This window comes from Micromonospora sp. NPDC048999, from assembly GCF_040649295.1.
GTDB lineage: Bacteria > Actinomycetota > Actinomycetes > Mycobacteriales > Micromonosporaceae > Micromonospora.
Genome location: NZ_JBEZFI010000011.1, coordinates 121,357 through 147,414 on the forward strand (window position 1 = coordinate 121,357; position 26,058 = coordinate 147,414).

Sequence of the window (26,058 nt, forward strand, 5' to 3'; positions counted from 1 at the left end):
GGATCACCAACTCCATCCGGGCGCTGCGGTTCGCGCACGACGAGATGACCCAGGCCGAGCTGGCCCGGCGGGTCGGGGTCACCCGGCAGACCGTCATCGCCATCGAGCAGGGCCGCTACTCGCCGTCGCTGGAGATGGCCTTCCAGATCGCCGCCGTGTTCGGCGTGCCCCTCACCGACGTGTTCGAGTACCCACAGGAGGAATCGTGAAGGCGATCGTGCAGGACCGGTACGGCTCGGCCGACGTGCTCCGCCTCGCCGACATCGACGTACCCACGCCCGGCGCCGGCCAGGTGCTGGTCCAGGTCCGCGCGGCCGGCGTCGACCCCGGCGTCTGGCACCTGTTGACCGGCCTGCCCTACGTGGTACGCCTCGGCTTCGGCCTGCGCCGGCCCCGCAACCGCGTCCCCGGCATGGACCTCGCCGGCGTGGTCACCGCCGTCGGGGCCGGAGTCACCGGGCTCACCCCCGGCGACGAGGTGTACGGCACCGGCGCGGGCTCCTTCGCCGAGTACACCGTCGCGTCCGCCGGCCGGCTCGCACCGAAACCCGCCAGCCTCAGCTTCGAACAGGCCGCCGCCGTTCCGATCTCCGGGCAGACCGCGCTCACCGCCGTCCGCGACGCCGCCCAGGTACGCCCCGGGCACCGCGTCCTGGTCATCGGCGCCGGCGGCGGCGTCGGCTCGTACGCCGTGCAGCTCGCCAAGGCCGCCGGTGCGCACGTCACCGGCCTCTGCGGGCCCACCAAGCTCGACCTGGTACGCCGACTCGGCGCCGACGAAGTGGTCGACTACACCCGCGTCGACCTGCCCGAGCACCGCTACGACGCCGTCATCGACACCGCCGGCAACCGGTCGCTGTCCCGGCTACGCCGGGCGGTGACCCCGACGGGCGTCCTCGTCCTCGTCGGAGGCGAGGCGCGTGGCGGGAAGTGGTTGCAGGGCTTCGACCGGCAGCTGCGCGCGCTGGCCCTGTCACCGTTGGTCGGGCAGCGCCTGGTGCCGCTGATGAGCAAGGAGAGCACCCAGAACCTGATGGCACTGACCGGGCTCATCGAGGCCGGCCAGATCACCCCCGTTGTCGACCGGACCTGGCCGTTGGCCGGCGTCCCCGACGCCATTCGCCACCTCAAGGGCGGCCACGCGACCGGAAAGGCCGTCGTCACCGTCCCCCTACCGTGACGAGCGCGGTGGTGCGGATCGCCGTCGTCCCCGCTGCGGGTCAGGTCCTGATGGCTCCGGCCGCTCGACGCGGATCGGGTTGCCGCGTACGAGCTCGTCGTGGACGCGCCACCGGGCAACGGTGACGGCGCGCCGGGCCGCCTCGTCGTCGTGCTCGATGCGTTGTCGAAGAAGCTGCAGGGCGATGCGGCGGTTGCTGCTGAGGTGGCGCTCGGTGTCGACCACGACAACGAGGCCCGAGGGACGGTGGGTCGCCCGTACCGCCGTGCTGGCCTTGTTCCGGTGCTGGCCGCCGGGGCCGCCGGTACGGCAGGCGACCACGTCGACATCCGCCTCCGCGAACGTCGTGGCCGGGGCGTCGAGCTGGCACGGTCGGGCGATGACGTACCAGTTCTTCCGGCCGTTGCTCGTCCGGTAGGGGCTGGGCGCCTGCCAGCAGAGGGTTCCGGTCCACGAGGCGGCGAACGTCTCGGCATCGGCACCACGGATCTGCACCAGGGCGGACCGGTAGGTGTCGGGTCGGTCACCGGGCACGGTCTGGACACGATGGGTGGTCAGACCGCGCCCGCCGGCGTCGGCCTCCAGCCGGCACAGCAGCCGGGCCAGCGCCCAGGCGCACTCCTGCGGGCCGCGCCCGGCCGACAAGAGCAGCTCGACCCTCATGGCCGGCCTCGCCCGCGACGGTTGTCCCGCCGATCAGGTCGTGGTGTGGGTCCGAGGTCGGGCGTCTTGTAGGTGACCAGAGGAACCGTGGTGGCCACGGGGGTGGCCAACCCGTGGTGGACGAGGTCGCCGATCACCTGCTCGATGCGCTTGTAGGCCGTCGGCGCCTCCTCGAAGAGCAGCTGGCGGTCGCCGCACACCACGAGCGAGCCGACCGGGGTGCGGCGCAGCTCCTCGACGGTGTGCTTGGCCCGGCCGCGGCGCAGGGCGTCGGCGCGGGACATCTTGCGGCCCGCGCCGTGCGCCACCGAGTGGTTGGCATCCGGGCCGGCGTGGGCGGCCACAAGGTAGGAAGGGGTGCCTCGCGTACCGGCGATGAGCACGTCGCGGCCGTCACCCGGCGCCGCGCCCTTGCGATGCAGGTAAACCCCGTCGCGGATCTCGACCAGGTTGTGGCACTGGTCGACGATCGGCTCGGTGGGCTCGGCCCCGAGGGCGTGGGCGACCCGGGCGGCCAGCAGCCGCCGGTTGAGCGAACCCCAACGTACGGCGGCGTCGTGCATCGCCAGGTAGGCGGCGGCATCAGGGGCCGGACCGGCGCCGTGGACCTCGGTGTGCGCCCGCAGGATTCGTTCGCCCAGCCCCCGGGAGCCGCTGTGAACGATGAGCACGAGGTCACCGGGGTCGAGCCCGAGACGGCTCGCGTGGCCCGGCTCGAAGACGGCTCCGATCCGGGACAGCTCGACGAAGTGGTTACCCCGACCGACCGTACCGAGCCCGTCGACGTGACCGGCGGGTATGTCGCCCCGCATGACGGCCCAGGCCGGGTCGTCGGCGTCCCGGTCAGGATCGAGCGGGCGGTCGAGGTCGGGGAAGCGTCCGGCAAGCTTCTCCGGCACGGCGCGCTTGAGCTTGATCGGGAACACGGCGATGCCGCACCCGATGTCCGAGCCCACCAGGAACGGGTACAACACGGTCGACGCCATGGCGGCCCCGATGGGGGCGCCCTTGCCCGGATGAAGGTCCGGCATGGCCGCGACGTGGATCATGCCGTCGAGCCCGGCCACCTGGTGGCACTGCGCGAGGGCAGCAGACTCGATCCAGCTTGTGGGGGAGGCGAACACAGTGACGGTGGCCGGGGTGGGCTCCGGCAGAGGCTCGGGTGGACAGTGGTACTGAGACAACGACGCTCGATTCTCGGTGCGGAGTCTGGGCGGACGGCAGCACGGCACCGACTGGCACCGTGGGTGGCGGAGCAAGGAGGAGGGCTGGCCGTCAGAACGTCATGGGCATCACCTTCGCCGAGCCCGCCGGGCGCGGCAAGCGACTTTCGGCCACCTGGAAGCCGTTTCGGTCCTGCCCGGGTTCGTGTCGCCGCGCGGGAGACCGCGACGCGAGCGGGTGCTCGTACGCCGGGTTTGCGCATTGATATTGACCTATTGTGTCGGGCTGTGTCTCCGAGTAGCTTGTTGACACCTCGTGAGTGCTGAGCCGGCCTCGCGTCCGCACCTCGCACGTCGCCATCGCGCCGCGCACCGCCGCCTGGCCGTGCGCTTGGGCAGGCGCGCTCGTGCCCCGACCGGTCGGGGCCTCACTCTGAGGTAGGCCATGAAACGAAGGCTTCTCACTCTCGGCGCTGCCCTGCTCGCAGTCGCCGCATCCGTCCTGCTGTTCGTCCGGCCCGCGGACGCGGCCGTGGGCCTGCACGTCAGCGGAACCAACATCGTCGAGGCCAACGGCCAGACGTTCATCATGCGGGGCGTCAACCACCCCCATGTCTGGTACACGGGCCAGACCAGCTCGTTCGCCAACATCAAGGCGCTCGGCGCCAACACGGTGCGGGTGGTGCTGGGCAGCGGCAAGCGGTGGGGTCCGTCCAATGACGTGCCGAACGTGATCTCACTGTGCAAGCAGAACCGGCTGATCTGCGTACTGGAGGTGCACGACACCACCGGCTACGGCGAGGACGGCGCGGCGGCCTCACTCGACGAGGCGGTCAACTACTGGATCAGCCAGAAGAGTGCCCTGGTCGGCCAGGAGAACTATGTGATCATCAACATCGGCAACGAGCCGATCGGCAACAACAACGCCGGCCAGTGGACCAGCGCGACCACCGCCGCGATCAAGAAGATGCGGGCGAACGGCTTCGAGCACCTGCTGATGATCGACGGACCGAACTGGGGCCAGGACTGGCAGTTCGTCATGCGGGACAACGCGCAGACGATCCTGGACGCCGACGTTCAGCACAACACGGTGCTGTCGATCCACATGTACGCGGTGTTCAACACTGCCGCGTCCATCACCGACTACCTGAACCGGTTCCAGACCAAGGGGTGGCCGGTGGTGATCGGTGAGTTCGGCTGGCGGTTCAACGCGGGCGAGGTCGACCACGAGACCATCCTGGCGGAGGCGCAGGCACGTCGCCTGGGCTACCTCGGCTGGTCCTGGAGCGGCAACAGTGACCCGATCCTGGACATGGCCACGAACTTCGATCCCAGCCGGCTCACCACCTGGGGACAGCGGATCTTCAACGGCACCAACGGCATCAAGGCCACGGCCAAGGAGGCCACCATCTTCGGGGGTTCACCGACCACTTCACCGACGGTGCGGCCTACGGCGACTGCGACGCCTACCCCGACGGCAGCCCCCACGACCACCCCACCCACCGGTGGCCGGACCTGCACGGCCACCTACGCGGTCGTCAACCAGTGGCCGGGCGGCTTCCAGGGCGACGTGCGGGTCACCGCCGGCAGTTCGGCGATCAGCGGCTGGACCGTCACGTGGACCTTCGCCAACGGGCAGACTGTCACCCAGTGGTGGAACGCGACCGTGACCAGCAGCGGGTCCAAGGTGACCGCCCGCAACGAGAGTTACAACGGCAGTCTTGGCGCGGGTGCCAGCACGAACTTCGGCTTCAACGGCTCGTGGAACAACGTCACCAACAGCGTCCCAACCCTGTCCTGCACCGCAAGCTGACCGACCAGTGGGCCGGGCGTCGTGGCGCCCGGCCCACTGTTCGACGGGGATGCGGGGGCGGCCGGCCCCGCCGGTCAGCAGGCGGAGTTGGTCTGGGTCAGCAGGCCCAGGCGCCAGGGCAGCCCGTTGTAGTCGCCGCCGGCGTTCGGATCCAGGCCCTGGTACAGGTAGCGCAGGTTGCAGGGGCTGATCGTCAGGGTCTGGTCGTAGCCGCTGCGGATCATCTCGCCGTGGCTGATGTCACGGGTCCAGGCCGTGCCGGTGAACGTGACGTTGTTGGCCCGCGCGAACGGGTTGCTCTCGCTGTCGGCCAGCGGCTGCCACGGCCCGGTGAGGGCGGCGGCGGTCCAGGAGCGGAAGTAGCGCCGGCCGTCGCCGCCGATCGCCTCCACGAGCAGCAGGTACTGGTTGCCGACCCGGTAGACGTTGGACGCTTCGAACAGCCGGTTACGGTTGCTGTCCTGCAGAGCTATGACCGTGTTGGTGAATCCGTTCGGGAACTGCGCCAGCGTCGTCTGCGACCGGTAGAGGTGGCCGTTGTCGTCGGAGGAGAACAGATAGCAGTTGCTGCTGTCGCAGATCACCCACATGTCGACCCAGTAGCCGTTGCCGATGTTGTCCTTGATGATCTGTGGCATGTCGCTGTAGAAGTTCTTCGGCGCGCTCCACCCGGCGGGGTTGCTGATGTCCGCGTTGGTGGAGTAGGAGGCGTTGCCGGTCTGGTAGACCAGGTACCACAGCCGTTGTGGGGCGAAGTAGAAGATCTGGGGCGCGGCACGGTAACCGGCGCCGATCGGCGTCTGGTCGAGGTAGGTGAGGGGTGCCGAGCCGGCCTGGGGCCAGTCGGTGAAACTGGTGTAGACCAGGTTGTAGCCGGACGACTTCGCGGTGCTGGCGAAGACGTGGTATTTGCCGTTGTAGTAGACCACCGAGGGATCCTTGATCCCGGCGATGCCGCGGCCATCCGACTTCGGGCCGATCAGCACGCCGCTGGAGCTCCAGCGGAAGGTGTTCGGCAGGCTGCCGCTCGGCGGGGGCGTGGTCGGTGGGGGAGCGGTCGATGGCGGGGTGGTGGTGGGCGGCGGGGTGCTCGTACCACCGGTGCAGGTGACCCCGTTGAGCGCGAAGCTCGTCGGCGCGGGGTTGCTGGTCTTCCATGAGCCGTTGAACCCGAACGACACGCTGGCGTTGGTGCCGATGGTCGCGTTGTAGCTGACGTTCACGGCCCTGACCTGCCCGCCGTTCTGGGTGATGGAGGCGTTCCAGAACTGGGTGACCGTCTGGCCCGCGGTGAAGGACCAGGTGAGGGTCCAGCCGTCGACCGGGTCCCCGAGGTTGGTGATGGTGACGTTCGCGCCGAAGCCATCCTGCCACTGTGAGGACACGGCGTAGGTGACCGCGCAGCCGGCCGCGGCGGCCTGGGCCGGCATGGTGACGGCTGCGGCGGCGGTGACAAGTCCTGCGGTGGCCGCGAGTGTCGCGGCCTTAGCTCTCCAGGTGGGACGCATCGAGGTCCTTTCGCGGATGGGTACGCCGGCGCACCGTGGAGTGCCGCATCGTCGGCGCAGCGATGGTCCGCGCGGTCACGCCCGGGTTGCGAGTCGTGCTGACGGGCTGACGAAGGCGGTGCAGGGCTGCTGGACCCACGAAACCCGGCGCCAGTTGAACGCTCCTGAGAAGTGCGGAACAGGTGGCGGGAGCGGCTCGGACAGGTCACCGAAAGCCGACCGGGGTCAGACCCGGTGCCCTTCGATCAGTCGGTGGCGCCGAACGGGGTGGCGTGCCCTGACTCCCGCAGAAAATAGCACGTTGTCGATGAAAGGGTCGAGGATGCTCGCGCGCGTCGTAAGACTGTGGGAACTCAGCAGCCCCCCGCTACGACCAACACGCGTGGTGGCCGTGCGGCCACCACGTGCGGGCGGCGTGGCCGACCCGTACGGACATTGTGATCGAGGAGTTCTGTTGATGCGTGCACGATCGGTGGCCAGGCTGCTGGCCGCAACCGTGGCCGGAATGCTTGCCGCAACGACCATCGGAGTCGGCGTGGCGTCTGCGCACGTCACGGTCAACCCGCGTGAGGCGACCCAGGGCGGCTACGCGAAGCTCGCTTTCCGGGTGCCGAACGAGCGGGACAACGCCGGCACGACCAAGCTGGAAGTGACCCTGCCGGCCGACACGCCGGTGGCGTCGGTGTCGGTGCGGCCGATGGCGGGATGGACCGTGCAGGTCGAGAAGGCGACGCTCGCAAAGCCTCTCGAGATGCATGGCAGCCAGGTGACAGAGGCGCCGTCGAAGATCACGTGGACGGCCGAGGGCGACGGCAACATGATCAAACCGGGCCAGTTCCAGGAGTTTGAGATCTCCGCCGGCCCGCTGCCCGAGGCCGATACGATGATCTTCAAAGCATTGCAGACCTACTCCAGCGGCGAGGTCGTGCGGTGGATCGAGGAGCCCAGCACTGACGGCTCCGAGGTCGAGCACCCCGCCCCGGTCCTCAAGCTCGCCAAGTCCGCGGACTCGGCCCACGGGGCTGCCGCCACCCCGGCGGCTGACTCGAACGCTGTCGCCACGGTCAAGGCCAGCGACGCCACCGACACCGACGACGGCCGCACCGGCTGGGCGCTCACCTTCGGCATCGCCGGCCTGGTCGCCGGCCTGGCCGGCTTGGCCTTCGGCCTCCTGGCCTGGCGTCGGCGACCCGCCGTCACCAACGCGGCGGACTGACGTACGGGATGCCGGCCGTCGGCGACCGGCGGCCGGCGCCCCCAGTTCCTTCGCGGGGGCCCCGCGACAGGCGTAGGAGCTGCTGCTCGGAATCTTCCGCCACTCGTCGGATGATCAGCCCGCAGACCACACCGTAGCGTCGATGCAATTCACCCCGCACCGGTATGGCTACTGAACGTAACTGCTGGGCGGGCGCCCGCGGAGCGGCATGGCGGGCCGCTGCGGCGGTCGTGGAACGGCGCTTCGTGCTGTCCTGTCCAACCCCCGAAGGGAGCAGCGGTGCCTGAGCATCCGTCCCGTGGTCGACGCAACGCCGCGTTGTTGTTGTCCACGGCGCTGGTGGCGTCGTTGACGTCGTTGTCCATGAAACCTGCCTGGGCTGCTCCGGAGAAGGCTCCGGAGAACCCGATCTTTCTGACTGGCCCGAACGAGGGCGCACCGAAGGACATCGCGATGCGGTACCTGCGGGCGCACCCGGCCGACTTCGGGGTGCGTGCCGCGGATGTGTCGGACCTGTCGGTGATGTCGAGCTATACGAGCGAGCACACCGGGGTGACGCACGTCAACCTGGTGCAGCGGTACAAGGAGCTGGACGTCTTCGGCGCGGTCAGCACGGTGAACATCGCCCGCGACGGCAGCGTGGTCTTCGTCGGTGACAGCCTGGTGTCGGGGCTGGCGGAGAAGGCTTCCGGCAGCGCGTCGTTGGACGCGGTCGAGGCCGTGGAGGCGGCGGCCGATGGTCTCGACCTGGCCAAGCCGAAGAACGCGAAGGTGATGAGCCGCAACGCCGGCGCGGCCAAGGCTACGGTCGTTTCCGGTGCGGGTATCTCGGATGAGCCGATTCCGGCGAAGCTGGGTTGGCAGCAGACCGAGAACGGGCTGCGGCTGGCCTGGCAGATGGTGATCGACAATTCTGCCGACGCCCATCTCTGGAACGCCGCGGTCGACGCCGAGACCGGCGAGCTGCTCAACGTCGACGACTGGACCGACCACGACAGCCCGGAGGATCTGGCCACGACGCTGGGCCGCCGGGAGACGCAAGCCGCGACCGTCGCCGCCGCGAGCGTCCCGACCCTCCGGGTCAGCCCGCCGAACCCGGCCGTCGACGGGTCGAGCTACACGGTGTTCGAGTTCCCGAAGGGTGACCCGAACGACGGCCCGCGAACCGTGGTGACCAACCCGGCGGACGGGACCGCGTCGCCGTACGGGTGGCACGACACCGACGGCAAGCCGGGCCCCGAATACACCATCACTCGGGGCAACAACGCGTACGCCTACACCGACAAGGACGCCAACAACCAGGTCGACCCGGGCAGCGCGCCGGACGGCGGAGCCAGCCTCAGCTTCAACTTCACCGCCGACATGAACGAGCATCCGCAGACCTACGCCCAGGCCGCCGTGGTGAACCAGTTCTACTGGTGCAACATGGTCCACGACATCACCTACCGCTACGGCTTCAACGAGGCCTCCGGCAACTTCCAGGTCAACAACTACGGCCGGGGTGGCGTCGGCGGCGATGACGTGCTGTGCGAGGCGCACGACGGCTCCGGCGAGAACAACGCCAACTTCTCCACGCCGGCGGCGGACGGCGGACGCCCCCGGATGCAGATGTTCCTCTGGCCCGGCAACCAGTTCGGCCTGCCGAACGCCGTGACGATCGACGGCGGCTCCGCCGCCGGCACGTACGAGGCGGAGTACGCGCGGTTCACCCCCGCGCCCACCAGCGCCGGCTTCGCCGGTGAGGTGGTGGTCGTCAACGACGGCGTCGGTGCGACCGGCGACGGCTGCACCGCCTACAGCGTGCCCCGCGGCGCGATCGCCGTGGTCGACCGGACCAGCACCTGCAACTACTACACCCAGGTGGTCAACGCCGAGAAGGCCGGCGCCGCCGCGGTGGTGGTCGTCAACAACGCCGCTGGTGCTCCGGTCGTGATGAGCGGCTCCATGGACCCGCCGGTCGGGATTCCCGCGGTCATGGTGAGCCAGGCCGACGGAAGGACCATCAAGGCCGGCCTGCCGGCCTCGGGCAAGGTCCACCGGAACCTGGCCCGGCCGCCGATGCGGGACGCTTCGTTCCGCTCCGAAACGATTTTCCACGAGTACGGCCACGGCGTCTCCCTCCGGCTGACCGGTGGCCCGGGTGTCAACTGCCTGAACGGCGACGAGCAGCAGGGCGAGGGCTGGAGCGACTTCCTCGCGATCACCGCCCTGCTCAACCCCGCGATCGACGATCCGGAAAAGGCCCGCGGTTACGGGCAGTACGCGCTGTTCCAGGACAGCCGGGTGGGTGACGGCATCCGGGCCCGGCCGTACTCGCGGAACATGGACATCCAGCCGTTCACCTACGACAGCATCAAGACCGGTGGCTGGCTGAACGGCACGTCCCTGGCTGTCCCGCACGGCATCGGTCACGGCTGGGCGGCGGTGCTGTACGACATGGTCTGGAACCTTGTCGACCGGCACGGGTTCAACCCGAACGTCTACGAGGCGTGGAACACCGGTGGTAACAACCTCGCGCTGCAGCTGGTCATCGACGGGCTGAAGATGCAGGGTTGCAACCCGGGCTTCGTGACCTCCCGTAACGCGATCATCGCCGCGGACGCGGCGCTGACCGGTGGCGAGAACTCCTGCATCATCTGGGGTTCGTTCGCTCGCCGTGGCCTGGGCTACAGCGCGGTGCAGGGCACCACCAACCGTAACGACAACACCGAGGCGTTCGACATGCCGCCGTCCTGCCGGGCTGACTTCCTGAACCAGTCGGCCGCGCCGGCGCTGAACAGCGTCAAGGCGGGTACGAACGTGCAGCTGGCCTTCAAGCTGGCCACCAACCGGGGCCTGGACATCCTGGCCGAGAACTCGCCGTACTCGCGGCTGGTGGACTGCAACTCGCTGAAGACCGTCAACCCGAGCGGGCCGACCCGGCCCACCCCGGTCTCGGCCCACACGCCGGACGGGCAGAGCATGTCGGCCAACGCCAACGGCCGGTACAGCTACCCGTGGAAGACGGACAAGGGCTGGGCCGGCACCTGCCGTGAGTTCGTCCTGACTCTCGACAACGGGTTCCAGCACCGCGCCTACTTCAAGTTCAACTAACCGGTAACACCAGCAGCACCCGGAGGGGGCGTTCCGACCACGGAACGCTCCCTCCGGCCCTACCGTGGCCAGGGCGGGCAGAGAGTCAGCCCGCGGCCAGGCGTAGCCCCAGGGCGACGAAGGCGACCGCGCAGATCCGGTTGATCCGTCGCGACCACCGGCCGTCGGCCAACCGCCCGGCCAACCGCCCGGCACCGGCGCCGAGGGCGACATCGACGGCCAGTTGCACCGCGACGAACAGCCCGCCGAGCAGCGCCAGTTGCGCGGTGACATCGCCGGCGGCCGGGTCGACGAACTGCGGCAGGAACGCCACGCTGAACAGGATCATCTTCGGGTTGAGCAGGTTGGTCACCAGCCCGCGCAGGAACGCCCGGCCGGCCCGAGGATCCTGCGCCGCTGCGGCGGTGCCGGGCCCGTCGCCGCCGCGCAGCGCCCGCATCCCGAGCACGATGAGGTACGCCGCGCCGGCCCATCGGATCGCGGCGAACAGCACCGGCGAGGCGGAGACCAGCGCCGCGAGGCCGCACACGACCGCCGCGACATGCACCGCCTCGCCGGCGGCGACGCCGAGCGCGGCCACAACTCCCGCCCGGGTGCCGTACCGGATGGCATTGGCGAGGACGAACATCATGTCCGGACCGGGCGTGACCATCAGGACCACGATCGCGGCGAGGTAGCCGGCGAGCACCGCCATGGACAGTCCGAGCATGACTCAGCCCTCCTCGACGCCGTCGAGCAGCGCGCGCCGCAGGGTCAGCCGGTGCCTGCGGCGGATCTCCGCCTCGCGGTAGCGGCGCCGGTCGGCCTCGGTCTCGGGGAGCAGCGGTGGCGCCGGTCGCGGCAGGCCCGCGTCGTCGACGGCCACCATGACCAGGTGGGCGGTCGCCACGTCGACCGGTGGCACCGCCCGGTCCCACCGGTCCGCGGTGACCTTGACCGCCACCTCCATCGAGCTGCGGCCGGCCCAGGTGATCCGGGCGTCCACGTGGACCACGTCGCCGACCCGCACCGCCCGGAGGAAAGCCGTCTCGTCGATGGCCGCGGTGACGGCCGGCCCGTCGGAATGGCGGGCGGCGACCACACCGGCGACCGAGTCGATGAGGTTGAGAATCCGGCCGCCGTGCACCGTGCCCATCAGGTTGGTGTGGTGCTGGTCCATGATCTGCGACAGGGTCAGGTGGGAGGCCGACGGCGGCCGGCCGGTGATCGTGGTGGTGTCAGGCACTGTGGTCTGTCCGTCCTCGGAAAGCGGACCGCCGGCTCAGGGGCGCGCACGTCGAGGCCACACCGGACCTGCGTCCGGCGTGTCACCCGCCCGACCCACCCGCGAGGTCGACGGCAGCGCGCACACCTCGTGCGCGCGGCGCGGGCAGGTCTTCGGACTCGTGGGCGTGACCGGGGGCCGGTCTCCTATTGGCCGTCGCTTCCCAGACCACGGGTGGTCCAGTGCTGATGACGGCGGTCGTTCCCACTCACCGCTGCGGGGCAGTCCCGGACTCACACCGGGTTCCCTCTTACGACGCCTGGCCTGTCACGGCCGGGCGAACCAGCGCCGCAGCCAGCATATCCGCCGTCGCCCGGGGCGGTGTTTTCGCCCCGGGCGACGGTGCTCAGAAGTCGTCGTCGAAGGCGACGGTGCCGGTCACCCCGACCTGGTACGCGGACACCCGGCGCTCGAAGAAGTTGGACAGCTCCTGCACGTCCTGCAACTCCATGAAGGCGAGCGGGTTGGTGGACCCGTAGTGTGCGCTCAGGCCGAGCTGCGCCAGCCGCCGGTCGGCGACATGCTGGAGGTACTCGCGCATGTCGGCCAGGGGCAGCCCCGGCACACCCTGGCCGAGCAGGTCCTCGGCGAACTGCACCTCACACTCGACGGCTTCGACGAGCATCTGCCGCACCTGGTCGGCGAGGTCGTCGTCGAACAGGTCCGGCTCCTCGGCCCGGACGGTGTCGACCACGTCGAAGGCGAACGCCATGTGCATCGACTCGTCGCGGAACACCCAGTTGGTGCCGGAGGCGAGGCCGTGCAGCAGGCCGCGGGAGCGCAGGAAGTAGACGTAGGCGAACGCGCCGTAGAAGAACAGCCCCTCGATGCAGGCGGCGAAGCAGATCAGGTTGAGCAGGAACGCCCGCCGGTCCTCCCGCGTCTTCAACTCGCGTAGGTCGTGCAGCGAGTCGATCCAGCGGAAGCAGAATTCGGCCTTGCGCCGGATCGACGGGATGTTCTCGACGGCGGCGAAGGCGGCGACGCGCTCGGCCTCGTCGGGCACATAGGTGTCCAGGAGGTTGAGGTAGAACTGGACGTGCACCGCCTCTTCGAACAGCTGCCGCGACAGGTAGAGCCGGCCCTCCGGGCTGTTGACGTGCTGATAGAGGTTGAGCACCAGGTTGTTGGCGACGATGGTGTCGCCGGTGGCGAAGAACGCCACGAGCCGGCCGACGAGGTGCCGCTCGGCGGGGCTGAGCCGGTCGAGGTCGGTCAGGTCGGCGTGCAGGTCGACCTCCTCGACCGTCCAGGTGTTGCGGATGGCGTCGCGGTAGCGGTCGAAGAAGTGTGGGTAGCGCATCGGGCGGAGGGTGAGGTCCATCCCGGGGTCGAGCAGCATGGGTGTGATCTCCGTGGTGGTGTCGGTCGGGGCGGTCACTGGCAGGCTTCGCATGCCTCGGGGTTCTCCAGCGAGCAGGCCAGCGCCTCCGCGTCGAGCTTCACCGCTGGCACGACGGCCGACACGGTGGCCTGCTGGATCCGGGTCGCCGGTCGGGACCGCAGGTAGTAGGTGGTCTTCAACCCGGCCTTCCAGGCGTACAGGTACATCGACGAGAGCTTGCCGATGGTCGGCGCGGCGAGGAACAGGTTCAGCGACTGGGACTGGTCGATGAAGGGCGCGCGGGCGGCGGCCAGGTCGATCAAGGCGCGCTGCGGCAGCTCCCACGCGGTACGGAACAGCTCGCGTACCCCCGCCGGCAGCTCCGCGACGTCCTGCACGGACCCGTCGGCGCGTTTGATCGCCGCCCGGATCCGCTCGGTCCACAGCCCGCGAGCCTTGAGCTCCGCGACGAGAGCCGTGTTGACCTGAAGGAACTCCCCGGACAGCGTCTCGCGCTTGAACAGGTTGGACACCTGCGGCTCGGTGCACTCGTAGCAGCCCGCGATCGAGGCGATGGTCGCCGTCGGAGCGATCGCCACCAGCAGCGAGTTGCGCAGGCCGTGCGCGGCCACCCGGTTCCGCAGCGCGTCCCATCGCGCGGTCTGGCTGCCGGTGACGCCCCACAGGTCAGGTTGCAGTTGCCCACGCGCCGCTCGGGTCTGCGCGAAGCCGGGGTGCGGGCCGTGCCGTTCGGCGAGGTCGGCGGAGGTCTCCAGTGCGGTCAGGTACAGCTCCTCGCTGATCCGGGTGGACAGCTCCCGGGCGGCGGGGGAGTCGAACGGCAGCCGCAGCGCGAAGAAGACATCTTGCAGGCCCATCATGCCGAGGCCGACCGGCCGCCAGCGCGGGTTGCTCGCCGCCGCCTGCGGGGTCGGGTAGTAGTTGATGTCGATGACCCGGTCCAGGAAGGTCACCGCGGTGCGTACGGTCGCCCGTAGCCGCGCCCAGTCGATGCCGCCGTCGGTCAGGTGTGCCGCGAGGTTGACCGAGCCCAGGTTGCACACCGCGGTCTCGGCGTCGCTGGACACCTCGATGATCTCGGTGCACAGGTTCGACAGGTGCACCACGTTGCCCGGCTCGGCGGTCTGGTTGCACAGCCGGTTCGCCGCGTCCTTGAACGTCATCCACCCATTGCCGGTCTGGGCGAGGGTGCGCATCATCCGCCCGTACAGCTCGCGGGCCGGGACCTGCCGCACGAAGCGGCCCTGCGCCTCCGCCGCCCGGTACGCGGCGTCGAACTCCGCGCCCCACAGGTCCGGCAGCTCCGGCACCTCGTCCGGGTCGAACAGCGACCACACCCCGTCCGACTCCACCCGGCGCATGAACTCGTCCGGGATCCAGTTGGCCAGGTTGAGGTTGTGGGTACGCCGGGCGTCCTCGCCGGTGTTGTCGCGCAGCTGGAGAAACTCCTCGATGTCGGGGTGCCACGGCTCCAGATAGACGCAGGCGGCCCCCTTGCGCCGGCCGCCCTGGTTGACCGCCGCGACGCTGGCGTCCAGGGTGCGCAACCACGGCACGATGCCGTTGGACCGCCCGTTCGTGCCCCGGATCAGCGCGCCCCGCGAGCGGACCCGGGAGAAGGCGATGCCGATGCCGCCGGCGAACTTGGACAGGTTGGCCACCTGCGCGTACCGCTGATAGATGGAATCCAGCTCGTCGCGCGGCGAGTCGACCAGATAGCAGGACGACATCTGGGTGTGCCGGGTGCCGGAGTTGAACAGCGTCGGCGAGCTGGGCAGGTACGCCAGGCTGGACATCAGCCGGTAGAAGTCGACCGCCTCCGCCGGTGTGTGTGACAGTCCGCACGCCACCCGCAGCAGCCAGTACTGCGGCGTCTCCAGCACCAGCCGGCTCGTCGGATGCCGCAGCAGATACCGGTCGTGGACGGTACGCAGCCCGAAGTACTCGAACCGCAGGTCACCCGCCGGGTCGACGGCGTCGTCGAGTTGGCCTGCGTGCGTTGCGACGAAGGCGGCGGTCTCGTCGCCGATCAGCCCCTCGGCGTGGCCGCGCCGGACCGACTGGCTGAACGAGGCGATGCCCTGCCCGCGTACCTCCTGTTCGACGTGTCCGGCCAGCAGGCGGGCGGCCAGGCGGGAATACTGCGGTTCCTCGCCGATCAGCTCGGCCGCGATCTGGATGGCGAGCCGCGCCAGCTCGTCGGTGCTCGCGCCGTCGTACAGCCCGTCGCGGGTACGGATCGCCACCCGCAACGGGTCGACGTCGCTCAGGTCACCGGTCCATCGTTCGACCGTTCGGGCGATCCGGTTGACGTCGACGGGTTCGGTGTCGCCGTTGCGCTTGCGGACGTGCATCTGGGCGCGGCGTCGACTGGGCGGGGTCGGATCGCACGGCACCCCGTCGACGGCCGGGGTGACCTCGGTGACTGTCACTACTCACTCCTCGCGAGTTCGGGACCGGATGGCCCTCGGCGCGTGGGGAGCGGACACCGCCGGACGCCCGCCGGCACGGCGGGGTCCCGTGGCGTCGGCCGTCCCACGCGGCCTCGGACCATCGCACGCCCCGGCGGGGGCGTGCGCGCGCTGGCAGGTCTTCGGACTCGCGGGCACGACCGGCGGAACCGGTCTCCTACTGGCCGTCGCTTCCCAGACCACGGGTGGTCCAGTGCTGATGACGGCGGTCGTTCCCACTCACCGCTGCGGGGCAGTCCCGGACTTCCACCGGGTTCCCTCTTGCCTCGACCGCCCGGAGAGCGGCCGAACCAGCTGCGCCAGACACCATATATGGCCGCGCCCTTGCTAGTGCAACACCAGATGTGGCGTTGGCGTGTCCAGAAACGGCAGGAGCCCCGCGACCGACAGGTCGCGGGGCTCCTGGGGCAGCGTCACCAGGTGGTGGGCTTGCCCTTCTGGTACAGCCACACGTCGAAGAACGTGTGCAGGTTCTGCCCGGACTCCCGCTCGGCCAAGGCGATGAAGTCGGCCGTTCCGGCGTTGCCGTGGCGGTAGGTCGCCGTCCACTGACGCACGATGCGGAAGAACGTGTCGTCGCCGACCTTGCCGCGCAGCGCGTGCAGGGTCATCGCGCCCCGGTTGTACGGGACGTTGCTGAACATGTCCACCGGGCCCGGGTCGGCGAGGACGGTCTGCCAGAACGACGACGACGCGGCCCGCCCGTAGTTGCTGCTGCTGTTGAACGTCGAGTTGACCGACGTGCCGCCGGTGTACTCGGTGTACATCCACTGCGAGTAGGTGGCGAAGCCCTCGTTCAGCCAGATGTCCGACCAGAGCTTCGGCGAGACGCTGTCGCCGAACCACTGGTGGGCCAGCTCGTGGGCCATGGTGCTGACGCTCGGCGCGCTGGAGAAGATCGGCTTGGTCTGGCTCTCCAGGGCGTAGCCCACGTTCGGGGCCCGGTCGATGATCGCGCCGGTCGAGGCGAACGGGTACGGACCGAACTTCGAGGAGAAGAAGTCGACCATCTTCGGGATCTGCGCCACGGCGTTGGCCGAACCGGCGACCTGCCGCGGGTCGACCGCCACGTACACCGGGATGCCGCTCGGCGTGGTCGACTCGGTGACCACGAAGTTGCCGATGGTGATCGTGGCCAGGTAGCTGGCCATCGGCTCGGTCGAATCCCAGACGAAGGTGGTCCAACCGTTCTTCGTCTGCTGGGAGAGAAGCTGGCCGTTGCCGACGGCGGTGAGCCCCTCCGGCACCTTGGCGGTGAACCGGAACGTGGCCTTGTCGGTCGGGTGGTCGTTGGTGGGCAGCCAGGCCGGCGCACCCTGCGGCTCCCCGGCGACGAAGGCGCCGTCGTCGGTCGGTACCCAGCCCTCGATCGACCCGTCCGGGTCGGTGATGACGCCCGGCACGCCGGCGTACTTCACCACCACGGTGAACGTCTGCCCGGCCTTGAGCTTCGGCCGCGGGGTGACGATCAGTTCCTGACCCTCACGCCGGAAGTCGTGGGCGTGCCCGTTGACCGTCAGCGAGGAGATCTCCGGACCACGGAAGTCCAGGTTGAACTGGTCGAGGTCCTGCGTGGCGATCGCGGTGATCGTGGCGGTGGCGTCCATGAAACGGGTCGCCGGGTCGTAGGAGAAGTTGAGGTCGTAGTGCTGGACGTCGTATCCGCCGTTCCCCTGGTCAGGGAAGTACGGGTCGCCGACGCTCGCAGCGCCGGCGGAGTAGCGGGGGGCGCCAGGGTTGCCCGGTGCCGCACCGGCCGTGGCCGGTGTCGCTGCGGTTCCGGCCACCATCAGGGCGACCGTGGCCAGTGCGGTATGACGCAGGCGTGGAGCTGCCATGTGGAACCTTTCTATGGAAAGGCCAGGAGGGAAACTGGCCCTCAGATGATCACCACCTATCCATCCGCACCAGACCCGCGTTCGTCAAGGGTTCGTACGGAGGTTTCCTGCCCCGCGTCGTGGGAGACCGCCTGTTCACGACCTACCAGGTCGAATGCCTACCTGAACACAAAAGGCGGGCGAAGCGTCGTGACGCTCCGCCCGCCTGAAGGTCGGCCGTATCGTGTGGACACTCGGTCTGCCGGCGACCGCGATCGGCCGCCGGCACACCGGGTGAGTTGTCAGCGCATCGGGTCGAAGGGCTGCAGTTCCGCCGGCCGCCGGCCGGTGGTCATCTGCTCGGCGAGCAGGCTGCCGGTGAGCGGGCCGAGGGTGATGCCCCACATGCCGTGGCCGCCGGCCGCGAAGACCCGCGACGACCGGGTCGCGCCGATCAGCGGCAGGCCGTCGGGGGTGCAGGGCCGCGACCCGACCCACTCGTCGACGCGGGCGTCCAGGTCCGCGCCCCGCAGCAGCGGTCGGGCGGCCTCGGCGATGGCCAGGATGCGACGCCGGTCCAGCGGGGCTTCCGCGCTGCGGAACTCCATCATCCCGGCGACGCGCAGTCGGTCGCCGAGCGGCGTGCACGCGACCCGCTGCGCCGGGAAGTACACCGGCCCCGACGGCACGTGCTCGATCGCCACGCTGAAGCTGTATCCGCGTCCGGCCTGCACGACCGTCCGAACGCCGAAGCGCCGGCCCAGCTCACCGAGCCACGTGCCGGTCGCCAGCACCACCGCGTCGTAGCGCTCGTCCGCGCCGGCGGAGGTCACCACCCGGACCCCGGCTCCCTCGTCGCGAATGTCCACGACGTCCGCCCCGGTCACCAGCGACGCCCCACGGGCGCGCACGGAGTCCGCGAGCGAGTGCACGTACTCGCCGGGGTTGATGAACCGCTGACCGTGCAGCCGGATGGCGGCGCCGATGTTCTCCGACAGCGAGGGCTCCACCTCACGCGCCTCGGCCCCGGTCAGGACGTCGAATTCGATCTCCTGGCCCGCGGCGTGGATGTGCGCCAGCTCGTCCAGCAGGACCGACCGTTCGGCCTCGGTCCGGTACGCCGCGACGAACGACTTCGCCTCGTGCGTCATCGCCGCGACCCCGCCGGCCCCCAGGGCGTCGAACGACTCGAACGCGCGCCGGTTCATCGGGATGTAGGCCCGCATCGCGGTCCGCCACTTCGCGGGGGTGCTGTGCCGGGCGAAGCCCGCCAGGAACCGCAGCAGCCGAGCGTCCGCGCGCGGCGGCACGTACACCGGCGACGACGGGCTCAGGACGGCGCGCAGCCCGTAGCGGAGCACGGCCGGCTCGGGCAGGGGAGTGGTGATGCCGGGGGTGAGCCAGCCGGCGTTGCCCCACGAGGCGCCTGCCGCCACACCCGTGCGATCGAACACGGTGACCTCCACCCCCCGCTCCTGCAGGAACCAGGCGGTGGCCAGCCCGACCATCCCGGCGCCGACGATGGCGACGCGCTGGGGGGCGGGTGCGGACTCGGTGGCAGACATTCCCGTTTTCTCCTTCAAGCGACCTGAGATCGGGCCCAATCCTGTCGTCGCCAGGCTGAGACGTCATTGTCCTGGCCGGCCAACACTCATACCCGCGATTGGTCGGAACGAACAACGCCGAGGCATGATGTGGTCATGATGACCGTGGCTGGCGTGGTGGAGGCGGTCGGCGCTGCCCTGCTTCAGGTCGTCGTCGCCGCGAAACCGGCGGAAGTACGCGACGTGACCCTCGCCGAACTCGACGACGCGTCGAGCGGCCAGAGCGGCGATCTCGTCCTCGGCGCGGGCATCGCGACGCCGAACCAGGCGCTCGCCGTGATCGAGCGCTGCGCGGAGACCGCGGCGGCCGGCCTCGTCCTCAAACCCCCGCTCGCCTCGCACCCCGACGTGACATCCTCCGCCGCCGACCGCGACCTGACCTTGGTCGAGCTGCAGCGCCACGGGTCATGGGCCCAACTCGTCTGGCTGCTCCGCGGGGTGATCGACCGGGCGGCCGCGCCCGGCTCACCCGAGACCGGCACACCCGGGGTGTACGACGAACTGTTCGCCCTCGCCGACGCGACCGCCGCCATCGTCGACGCGCCGGTGACGATCGAGGATGCCCAGTCCCGGGTGCTCGCCTACTCGTCACGTCAGGACCGCACCGACCCGGCGCGCGTCTCGACGATCGTCGGCCGACGCGTACCCGGCGACGTGATCGCGCACTTCCGCTCCCGTGGTGTGTTTCGCAAGCTTGCGAAGGGCAGCGAGCTGGTCTTCGTGCCGCAGGGCCCGAACGGGACCCTGCCCCGGCTGGTGATCCCGATCCGTGCCGGAGGTGAGCTGCTCGGCTCGATCTGGGCCGTCGTGGAGGGGCCGGTGCCGGACGGGCGCTTGCGCGACCTTCAGGGCGCGGCGTCCGTGTTGGCGCTGCACCTGCTCCGCCTCCGGGTGCAGGCCGATGTCGCCCGCCGGGTGTCGGCCGACCGCCTGCGGGCCGCCCTGCGCGCCCCCGGCCGGATGGGCCGGGAGGAGCTCGGCCTGCCCACGGGGCCGTGGCGGGCCGTCGCGCTCGAGGCGCACGGCGGGACCGCGGAGATGGTGCACAACCTGGCCCTGTGGGAGTCGATCACCCGCCGCCACGGCTGGCGTCAGCCGCTGATCGCGGACGTCGGGGACGTCCTGTTCGCCGTCGTGGTCGATGAGGGCGAGGCGCCCGGCTCCTGGCTCTGGATGGAACGGCTCATTCGCGACATCGCCGTGCACGAACCGGGGCTGCGCGCCGCGTCCGGCAGCGTCGCCGCGGACCTGGCTGACCTGCCGCGATCGCGCGCCGAGGCAGCGGAACTGCTCGCGCTGTACGGCTCGGCTCGGCAGCGGAGCTCGGTGCTGCGGTTCGAGGACCTCTGGGCCGAGGTGGTCGTACACCGGGTGGTCGCCGCGGTGCCGCAGGACGACCTGCTGGTCGGCGGGCCCCTGCCCGACCTCGTCGCCCACGACCGGAAGCACGGCACCGACTACGTCGCCACCGTCGCCGCCTGGCTCGAACAGCAGGGTGACCCGAACAAGGCGGCCCGGCAGTTGCACGTGCACCCCAACACGCTCCGGCACCGCCTGCGCCGCCTCGCCGAGGTCGTCCGCGTCGATCTCGACTCCCCGCGCACCCGGCTGGCACTGCAGATCCAACTCGCGGCGCTGCGCCCCGGATCCTGACCCGCGTCCTGAAGGCGCGAAAAATCCGTGGTTTGACCGAGGTGGGCGGGGTACGCCCTTCGGTGGTCTTCATCCTGGCAATCGGTGCCGCCCTGCTGCTCGGCGTCGGCTCGGCCATCCAGCAGCGGGTCGCCTTCCAGGCTCCGGACGGCCTGGCGTTGCGCGTGGGGCTGTTGTGGCATCTCGTCCGGCAGCGACTGTGGCTGCTGGGTCTCGCGGCGACGCTGCTGGGCGGCCTGCTCAGTGGCGCCGCGCTGGGGCGGGGCTCGGTCGTGCTGGTGCAGCCCGTCCTGGTGCTGCGCCTGCTGTTCGCCCTGTCCGCCTCGGCGCTGTGGTCCCGGCGGCCGCTGCGAGCGCGGGACTGGGGGGTCGCGCTGGCCGTCACCGTGGGCATGGTCGCTTTCATCGTGGCGGGTCATCCCGGAACCGGCAACCCGGAGGGAGTACCAGCCTGGGACTGGGCGGTGGCCGCGGCCGGCATCGGCACGCTGACCCTGTTGCTCGTGCGCTCCGCGCGCCGGCTGCGCCCGAACCAGGAAGCGCCGATGCTGGCGATCGGGGCAGGCATGCTCTACGGACTGCAGTCTGCCCTGACCCAGTCGGCCGTGCACCTTTTGTCCACCCGCGGGCTGCTGGCGCTGCTGACCAGCTGGCAGCCGTACACCGTGTTCATGATCGGACTGATCGGGACGCTGCTCGCGCAGAGCGCGTTCGACCTCGCTCCGCTGTCCGTCTCCTTTCCGCCCCTGGCCGCGGCTGAGCCGCTCTCCGGTATCGCGATCGGCATCGGCGTGCTCGGTGGGACCCTGCGGCTGACACCGGCGGCGCTCGCCGTCGAGGTCGTCGGCCTGGGGGTGATGACGTTCGCGGTGTACCTGCTGGCCGCGTCACCGCACATCGTCGGGCACCACCTCGAGCCGGTGAACGAGCCCTCCGACGACGCCCCGTAGCGGGGCGGGCGGAAGACCGCCTCCCGGTGGTCCGCGGCGGCTCGGCGCTGTTGCGGCCGCCCCGGGGCGAGTCCGAAAAGAAATTTTGTCTTGACAAAAAAATTTGTCGGTGAGAGAGTCGGGTCATGTTCGACATCGCGGTGATCGAGGACCCAGCGGCAGCCGAGGCGTCGCTGGACCCGATGCGGGCTCGGCTGCTGGCCGCGCTCGCGGAGCCGGCCTCGGCGACGATGCTCGCCGCCCGGGTCGGCCTCCCCCGGCAGAAGGTCAACTACCACCTCCGGGCACTGGAGCAGCACGGCCTGATCGAGCTGGTGGAGGAGCGGCGCAAGGGCACCGTCACCGAACGGGTCATGCGGGCCACCGCGGCCTCGTACGTGATCTCGCCGGTGGCCCTGGGGGCCGTGCGGCCGAACCCGTCCGACGCGCCGGACCGGCTGTCCGCGCGGTGGCTGCTAGCGGTCGCCGCCCGGCTCGTGCAGGACGTCGGCGCGCTGATCACCGGCGCGGACCGGGCCGGGAAGCCGGTGGCGACGTTCGGCGTCGACGCCACCGTCCGGTTCGCCTCCGCCGCTGATCGGGCCGCGTTCGCCGAGGAGCTGGCGTCCGCGGTCAGCGCCCTGGTCGGTAAGTACCACGACGAGAAGGCCCCCGGCGGCCGCGAGCACCGGGTGGTGCTCGCCCTGCACCCCACCCTCAAATCCGACTGAACATGACCTCCGTCGACACGGATCACAGGAAAGGGCTCCGCATCATGGGACACCACTTCGAGTTGCACAAGGACATCGAGCTGACCGCCACGCCCGAGCAGGTGTGGGCGGCGATCGCCACCGGGCCGGGCATCGACTCCTGGTTCATGGGCCGCAGCGAGGTGGAGCCGCGCGAGGGCGGCCGGAGCAGCCTCACCATGGGCGGCCACACCGAGCAGGCGACCGTCACCGCGTGGGAGCCCGGCAAGCGGCTCGCCCTCCGCTCCGAGCCCGGGCCGGAGGGCGCCTTCACCGCCATCGAGTACCTGATCGAGGGCCGCGAGCAGGGCGCCACGACGCTGCGGCTGGTGCAGAGCGGCATCCTCGGCGACAACTGGGAGACCGAGTACGAGGCGATGCAGGCCGGCTGGGACATGTACCTGGGGACGTTGGCCGCCTACCTCGTCCACTTCCCCGGCCGGGCCGGTGCCCCGGTCGCCGCGTTCCGTCCCGGGGCCGGAACTCCCGAGCAGGTGTGGGCGGCGGTGGCCGACGCGCTCGGCATCACCGGCCCGGTCACCGTGGGGCAGCGGGCCCGGCTCACCGTCGACGGCCTGCCGCCGATCGACGGGGTCGTCGACCTCGCCGGCCTGCCGACCTACCTCGGTGTTCGCACCGACGACGCGCTCTACCGGTTTCTGCACTCCGGCACCGAGCGCGGCAACGTCCTGGTCCTCGGCCACCACGTTTTCGCCCCCGGCCAGGACCCCACCCGGGCCGAGCAGGCCTGGCAGCACTGGGTGAACGCCCTCCCCATCGGCTGACCGTACGCGACCGATCAGGCGGCCCGGCTGACGACAGCCGGGCCGCGCCGCTCGTGAGGACGGACGCGGTTAGCCGGTCGACCCGTCGTCACCGAGGGCCGCCCGCAGCTTGGTGTTGGCCTCCCGGTCCAGGCCGTCGAGCCGGACCAGCGCCTCCCGCCAGTGCCGGCGTGCCTCGGCCGGGCGCCCGAGACTCGCGTACGCGTCGCCCAGCACCCGCTGCGCCAGGCCGATGCCGCGCTGGTGCCGGTACCGCTGGCAGATCTCCAACGACTCAGCGGCCCGCGTGATCGCTGCCTCGTGACCTCCGGCCAGGTGCAACGTCTCCGCGAAGTTGACCAGCGCCTGCGCCTGCCACAGCGGATCCGCGCCGTCGGCGGCGATCGCCAGCCCCGCCTCGTGGTGCGCGACGGCCTGTCGAAACTCGCCTCGGCGCTGGTGAACCAGCGCGAGGTTGTCGAGGACGCTGCCCTCCTTGTGCCGGTCGCCGAGCTCTCGCCGGATGGCGAGGGCCGCCCGCAGGTGCCGGAGCGCGGCCTCAAGATCGCCCTTGTCGCGCAGCGCGTTGCCGAGGTTGTTGAGGCAGGCTGCCTCCCGTGCCCGGTCGCCGAGCTCGCGCTGCACGGCGAGGTTGCGCTCCAGCAGTGGGACCGCCTCGTCGAGTCGGCCCTGCCGCAGCAGCGCCACGGCAACGATGTTCGACGCCAGCGCCGTGCCCGACCGGTCACCCAACCGCTGCGCCGCCTCGACGGCGAGCTGGCCGAACTGCTGCTGCTCTGACACGTACCCGGAGTAGTCGATGAACTTGACGAGGACGGCGGCGAGATCTCGTACCGAGGCCAGCGTCTGCCCGGCCGCGACCTGCTGCCGGGCGACCGTCAGCAGGTTCGTGTGCTCGCGCTCGAACCAGGCCCAGGCGTCCGTGGTGCCGGTCAACGGCTGGCCGGGGTGCCCGGCCGGGTCGCTCAGCGCGGCGACCGGAAGCCTCTCCTGCGGGTAGAGCAGCCGCGCCGCCGCGGCGGTGGTGGCGAACAGCCACCCGGTCAGCCGGCCCAGCGCCGCCTCCCGATCGGAGACCGCATCGATCTCGTGGGCGCGCTCGCGGGCGTAGAGGCGGACAATGTCGTGGAACCGGTACCGGCCGTCGCCGGCCGACTCGAGCAGGTGTGCGTCCACCAGCGCCTCGAGCGTTCGTTCGGCGACCGGGACCGGCAGGTCCGCGAGCGCCGCGCAACCGTACGCGGTGGCATCGGCCCAGTCGGGCAGCGCCGCGAGCCGGAAGAGCTGGGCGACTCGGCGGCGCTCTTCCTGCGGCGCGTCCCCAAACGCCTGATAGCCGAGGTGCAGGCTGGCCCGCACGGAGAGATCCCCGACCTCCAGCACGTCGAGCCGGCGTTCCTCGTCGTTCATCCGCTCCGCGAGGCCACGTAGCGGTGCGTCGGGCCGGGCCGAGGCGCGTGCGCCGATGATCCGCAACGCCAGGGGCAACCCGCCACAATGCCGGACGACCTGCGCCGCCGCGTCCGGCTCGGCAACGACGCGCCGCGCGCCGCCGAGCCGTTCGAACAGGGCCAGCGCCGCGTCGTCCGGCAACGGGTCGAGCCGGATCCGGACGGTCGCGTCGAGATCGGCGAGCCCCCACCGGCTGGTGAGCAAGGTGGCGCACCCCGGGCCACTGACCAGGAGCGGGCGAATCTGCGCCGCGGAGGCGGCATTGTCCAGGACGACGAGCACGCGGCGGTCGGCGGCCCAGGTGCGCAGCAGCGCAGTCGCCTCCTCCATGGACGCGGGTGCGGCCGGCGCGCCCAGCGCGCGCAGGAACCGGGCCAGCACGTCCGCCGGTTCCGCTGGGGCGATTCCGGTACTGGTGCCGTGCAGGTCGGCATAGAGGCAGCCGCCGTCGTACCGTGCCGCGATCTGGTGGGCGACGTGCAGGGCGAGCGCGGACTTGCCGACCCCGCCGGCACCGTCGACCACACAGATGGCACCGTCGTGGGCGGTCGCGGCGATCAGACCGTTGCTCTCCGCGTCCCGCCCCACGAGGAAGGGCGGTGCCGGTGGCAGTTGAAACGGTACGGGTGGCCGGTCGTTGGCCCGCACCTGATCAGGAATCGGCCACGACGGTGCGTGCGACACGGTTCGCTCGCGCTCCGCGTCGGGCCCGCCCGCCTCGGCGACGCGCGCCGCCCCGGGCCGGCCCGGGGCAACCCGCAGCCCTCCGGTGCCGGGCACCAGCCGCAGTACCGGAGATCCACGAGGAGTATCGAGCACCGGGTCCATCGGATCCGGCGGTGCGGCGCTACTGCGTCCGGAATCGGCGGCCCCGCTACCCAGGGCGGCACCCCGGTCTGCCGTCCGTGCGGCGGACAGCCGGGCCCAGGTCGTCAACCAGGCCGCCGCCCGGTCGTCCGGGACGTCGCATGCGCGCAGCAGGGCCACCACCAGGTCGCGGCGGGGGAGGGTCGACCGGCCCAGCATGGTCGCCAGGGTGCTGGCGGGCAGCACGTCACCGTTGCGTTGCGCTCGGCGGGCGATCGTACGGTAGGCGAGGCCGGACTGGTCGCGGAGACGGCGTAGCAGCGCGACGTACTGCTCGGGGCAGGACGCGGTGGTGGGGTCGACGCCGAAGTCGGGGGCCGTCATGCGCCGTTCACGTCACAGAGGTCGCGTACCCGTTGCCGGAGACTCACCAGCGCAAGTATGTCAGTGCGGGCAAGGCGACGGGGGGAGCAACCGCGCCGCGAGACGACATCGGCGATCGAGAGCGGTGTCGCGGTGAACAAGCGGCTGGGCGTGGACAGGCCC

The 26,058-nt window shown here is 70.8% G+C and carries 19 protein-coding genes and 2 riboswitches; of the genes, 9 read left to right on the forward strand and 10 right to left on the reverse strand.

Annotation, left to right across the window (positions count from 1 at the left end; genetic code table 11):
* The first annotated feature begins 2 nt into the window (after positions 1–2).
* Positions 3–209 carry a helix-turn-helix transcriptional regulator gene (locus AB0C02_RS15370; protein ID WP_357548630.1) on the forward strand — a complete coding sequence of 69 codons (207 nt, stop codon included), beginning with the start codon at positions 3–5 and terminating at the stop codon, positions 207–209.
* Positions 206–1,180 (forward strand): NAD(P)-dependent alcohol dehydrogenase, encoded by a 975-nt coding sequence (locus AB0C02_RS15375; RefSeq protein WP_357548559.1) that lies wholly within the window; start codon positions 206–208, stop codon positions 1,178–1,180. Before AB0C02_RS15370 ends, AB0C02_RS15375 begins: the two co-directional genes overlap by 4 nt.
* Here AB0C02_RS15375 and prfH read toward each other — a convergent pair.
* Both prfH and AB0C02_RS15385 read right to left on the reverse strand, forming a co-directional pair.
* Positions 1,172–1,843 carry a peptide chain release factor H gene (prfH, locus tag AB0C02_RS15380; RefSeq protein WP_357548564.1) on the reverse strand — a complete coding sequence of 224 codons (672 nt, stop codon included), beginning with the start codon at positions 1,841–1,843 and terminating at the stop codon, positions 1,172–1,174. The genes AB0C02_RS15375 and prfH overlap by 9 nt on opposite strands.
* Positions 1,840–3,027: an RNA ligase RtcB family protein gene (locus tag AB0C02_RS15385; protein WP_357548567.1), complete on the reverse strand. Its 1,188-nt coding sequence runs from the start codon at positions 3,025–3,027 to the stop codon at positions 1,840–1,842. Before AB0C02_RS15385 ends, prfH begins: the two co-directional genes overlap by 4 nt.
* 424 nt (positions 3,028–3,451) lie before the next feature.
* Between AB0C02_RS15385 and AB0C02_RS15390 the strand changes: the two genes are divergently transcribed.
* Entirely contained in the window at positions 3,452–4,819 is a 1,368-nt protein-coding gene (locus AB0C02_RS15390) for a cellulase family glycosylhydrolase (RefSeq protein WP_357548570.1), read from the forward strand.
* 74 nt (positions 4,820–4,893) lie between these two features.
* On the opposite strand, the gene AB0C02_RS15395 is transcribed toward AB0C02_RS15390, so the two are convergent.
* Positions 4,894–6,327 carry a non-reducing end alpha-L-arabinofuranosidase family hydrolase gene (locus tag AB0C02_RS15395; protein ID WP_357548572.1) on the reverse strand — a complete coding sequence of 478 codons (1,434 nt, stop codon included), beginning with the start codon at positions 6,325–6,327 and terminating at the stop codon, positions 4,894–4,896.
* 505 nt (positions 6,328–6,832) lie between these two features.
* Between AB0C02_RS15395 and AB0C02_RS15400 the strand changes: the two genes are divergently transcribed.
* The gene (locus AB0C02_RS15400) at positions 6,833–7,543 is read left to right on the forward strand and encodes a YcnI family protein (RefSeq protein ID WP_357548631.1); all 711 of its coding nucleotides are present in this window, start codon (positions 6,833–6,835) and stop codon (positions 7,541–7,543) included.
* 279 nt (positions 7,544–7,822) lie between these two features.
* Positions 7,823–10,636: a M36 family metallopeptidase gene (locus AB0C02_RS15405; protein WP_357548574.1), complete on the forward strand. Its 2,814-nt coding sequence runs from the start codon at positions 7,823–7,825 to the stop codon at positions 10,634–10,636.
* An 85-nt stretch (positions 10,637–10,721) separates the two neighbouring features.
* On the opposite strand, the gene AB0C02_RS15410 is transcribed toward AB0C02_RS15405, so the two are convergent.
* From AB0C02_RS15410 to AB0C02_RS15435, 6 genes are all read right to left on the reverse strand, one after another.
* Positions 10,722–11,345 (reverse strand): LysE family translocator, encoded by a 624-nt coding sequence (locus AB0C02_RS15410; protein ID WP_357548576.1) that lies wholly within the window; start codon positions 11,343–11,345, stop codon positions 10,722–10,724.
* A gap of 3 nt (positions 11,346–11,348) precedes the next feature.
* A complete protein-coding gene (locus tag AB0C02_RS15415; RefSeq protein ID WP_357548578.1) occupies positions 11,349–11,861 on the reverse strand; it encodes an acyl-CoA thioesterase in 513 nt (170 codons plus the stop codon).
* A gap of 125 nt (positions 11,862–11,986) precedes the next feature.
* Positions 11,987–12,202: riboswitch (cobalamin riboswitch) on the reverse strand.
* Between the two features lie 44 nt (positions 12,203–12,246).
* Complete coding sequence (locus AB0C02_RS15420) at positions 12,247–13,296, reverse strand: ribonucleotide-diphosphate reductase subunit beta (protein WP_357548581.1); 1,050 nt, start codon at positions 13,294–13,296, stop codon at positions 12,247–12,249.
* Positions 13,278–15,599, reverse strand: coding sequence for a ribonucleoside-diphosphate reductase subunit alpha (locus AB0C02_RS15425; RefSeq protein WP_357548632.1), 2,322 nt, complete (start codon positions 15,597–15,599; stop codon positions 13,278–13,280). The genes AB0C02_RS15420 and AB0C02_RS15425 overlap by 19 nt, the downstream gene beginning before the upstream one ends.
* 212 nt (positions 15,600–15,811) lie before the next feature.
* A riboswitch (cobalamin riboswitch) is annotated at positions 15,812–16,026 on the reverse strand.
* 103 nt (positions 16,027–16,129) lie between these two features.
* Positions 16,130–17,554: a M1 family metallopeptidase gene (locus AB0C02_RS15430; protein ID WP_357548585.1), complete on the reverse strand. Its 1,425-nt coding sequence runs from the start codon at positions 17,552–17,554 to the stop codon at positions 16,130–16,132.
* 281 nt (positions 17,555–17,835) lie between these two features.
* Complete coding sequence (locus AB0C02_RS15435; protein WP_357548588.1) at positions 17,836–19,098, reverse strand: FAD-dependent oxidoreductase; 1,263 nt, start codon at positions 19,096–19,098, stop codon at positions 17,836–17,838.
* Positions 19,099–19,233: 135 nt separating this feature from the next.
* Here AB0C02_RS15435 and AB0C02_RS15440 point away from each other — a divergent pair, with 135 nt between their 5' ends.
* The 4 genes from AB0C02_RS15440 (at position 19,234) to AB0C02_RS15455 (ending at position 23,253) form a co-directional block, all read left to right on the forward strand.
* Positions 19,234–20,790, forward strand: coding sequence for a helix-turn-helix domain-containing protein (locus AB0C02_RS15440; RefSeq protein ID WP_357548591.1), 1,557 nt, complete (start codon positions 19,234–19,236; stop codon positions 20,788–20,790).
* A gap of 41 nt (positions 20,791–20,831) precedes the next feature.
* Complete coding sequence (locus AB0C02_RS15445; RefSeq protein ID WP_357548633.1) at positions 20,832–21,740, forward strand: DMT family transporter; 909 nt, start codon at positions 20,832–20,834, stop codon at positions 21,738–21,740.
* Positions 21,741–21,865: 125 nt separating this feature from the next.
* Positions 21,866–22,450: a helix-turn-helix domain-containing protein gene (locus AB0C02_RS15450; protein WP_357548595.1), complete on the forward strand. Its 585-nt coding sequence runs from the start codon at positions 21,866–21,868 to the stop codon at positions 22,448–22,450.
* Positions 22,451–22,494: 44 nt separating this feature from the next.
* On the forward strand, positions 22,495–23,253 hold the full coding sequence (locus AB0C02_RS15455; protein ID WP_357548598.1) for an SRPBCC domain-containing protein: 759 nt from the start codon (positions 22,495–22,497) through the stop codon (positions 23,251–23,253).
* 69 nt (positions 23,254–23,322) lie between these two features.
* On the opposite strand, the gene AB0C02_RS15460 is transcribed toward AB0C02_RS15455, so the two are convergent.
* On the reverse strand, positions 23,323–25,896 hold the full coding sequence (locus tag AB0C02_RS15460; protein ID WP_357548601.1) for a tetratricopeptide repeat protein: 2,574 nt from the start codon (positions 25,894–25,896) through the stop codon (positions 23,323–23,325).
* Between the last annotated feature and the right edge of the window lie 162 nt (positions 25,897–26,058).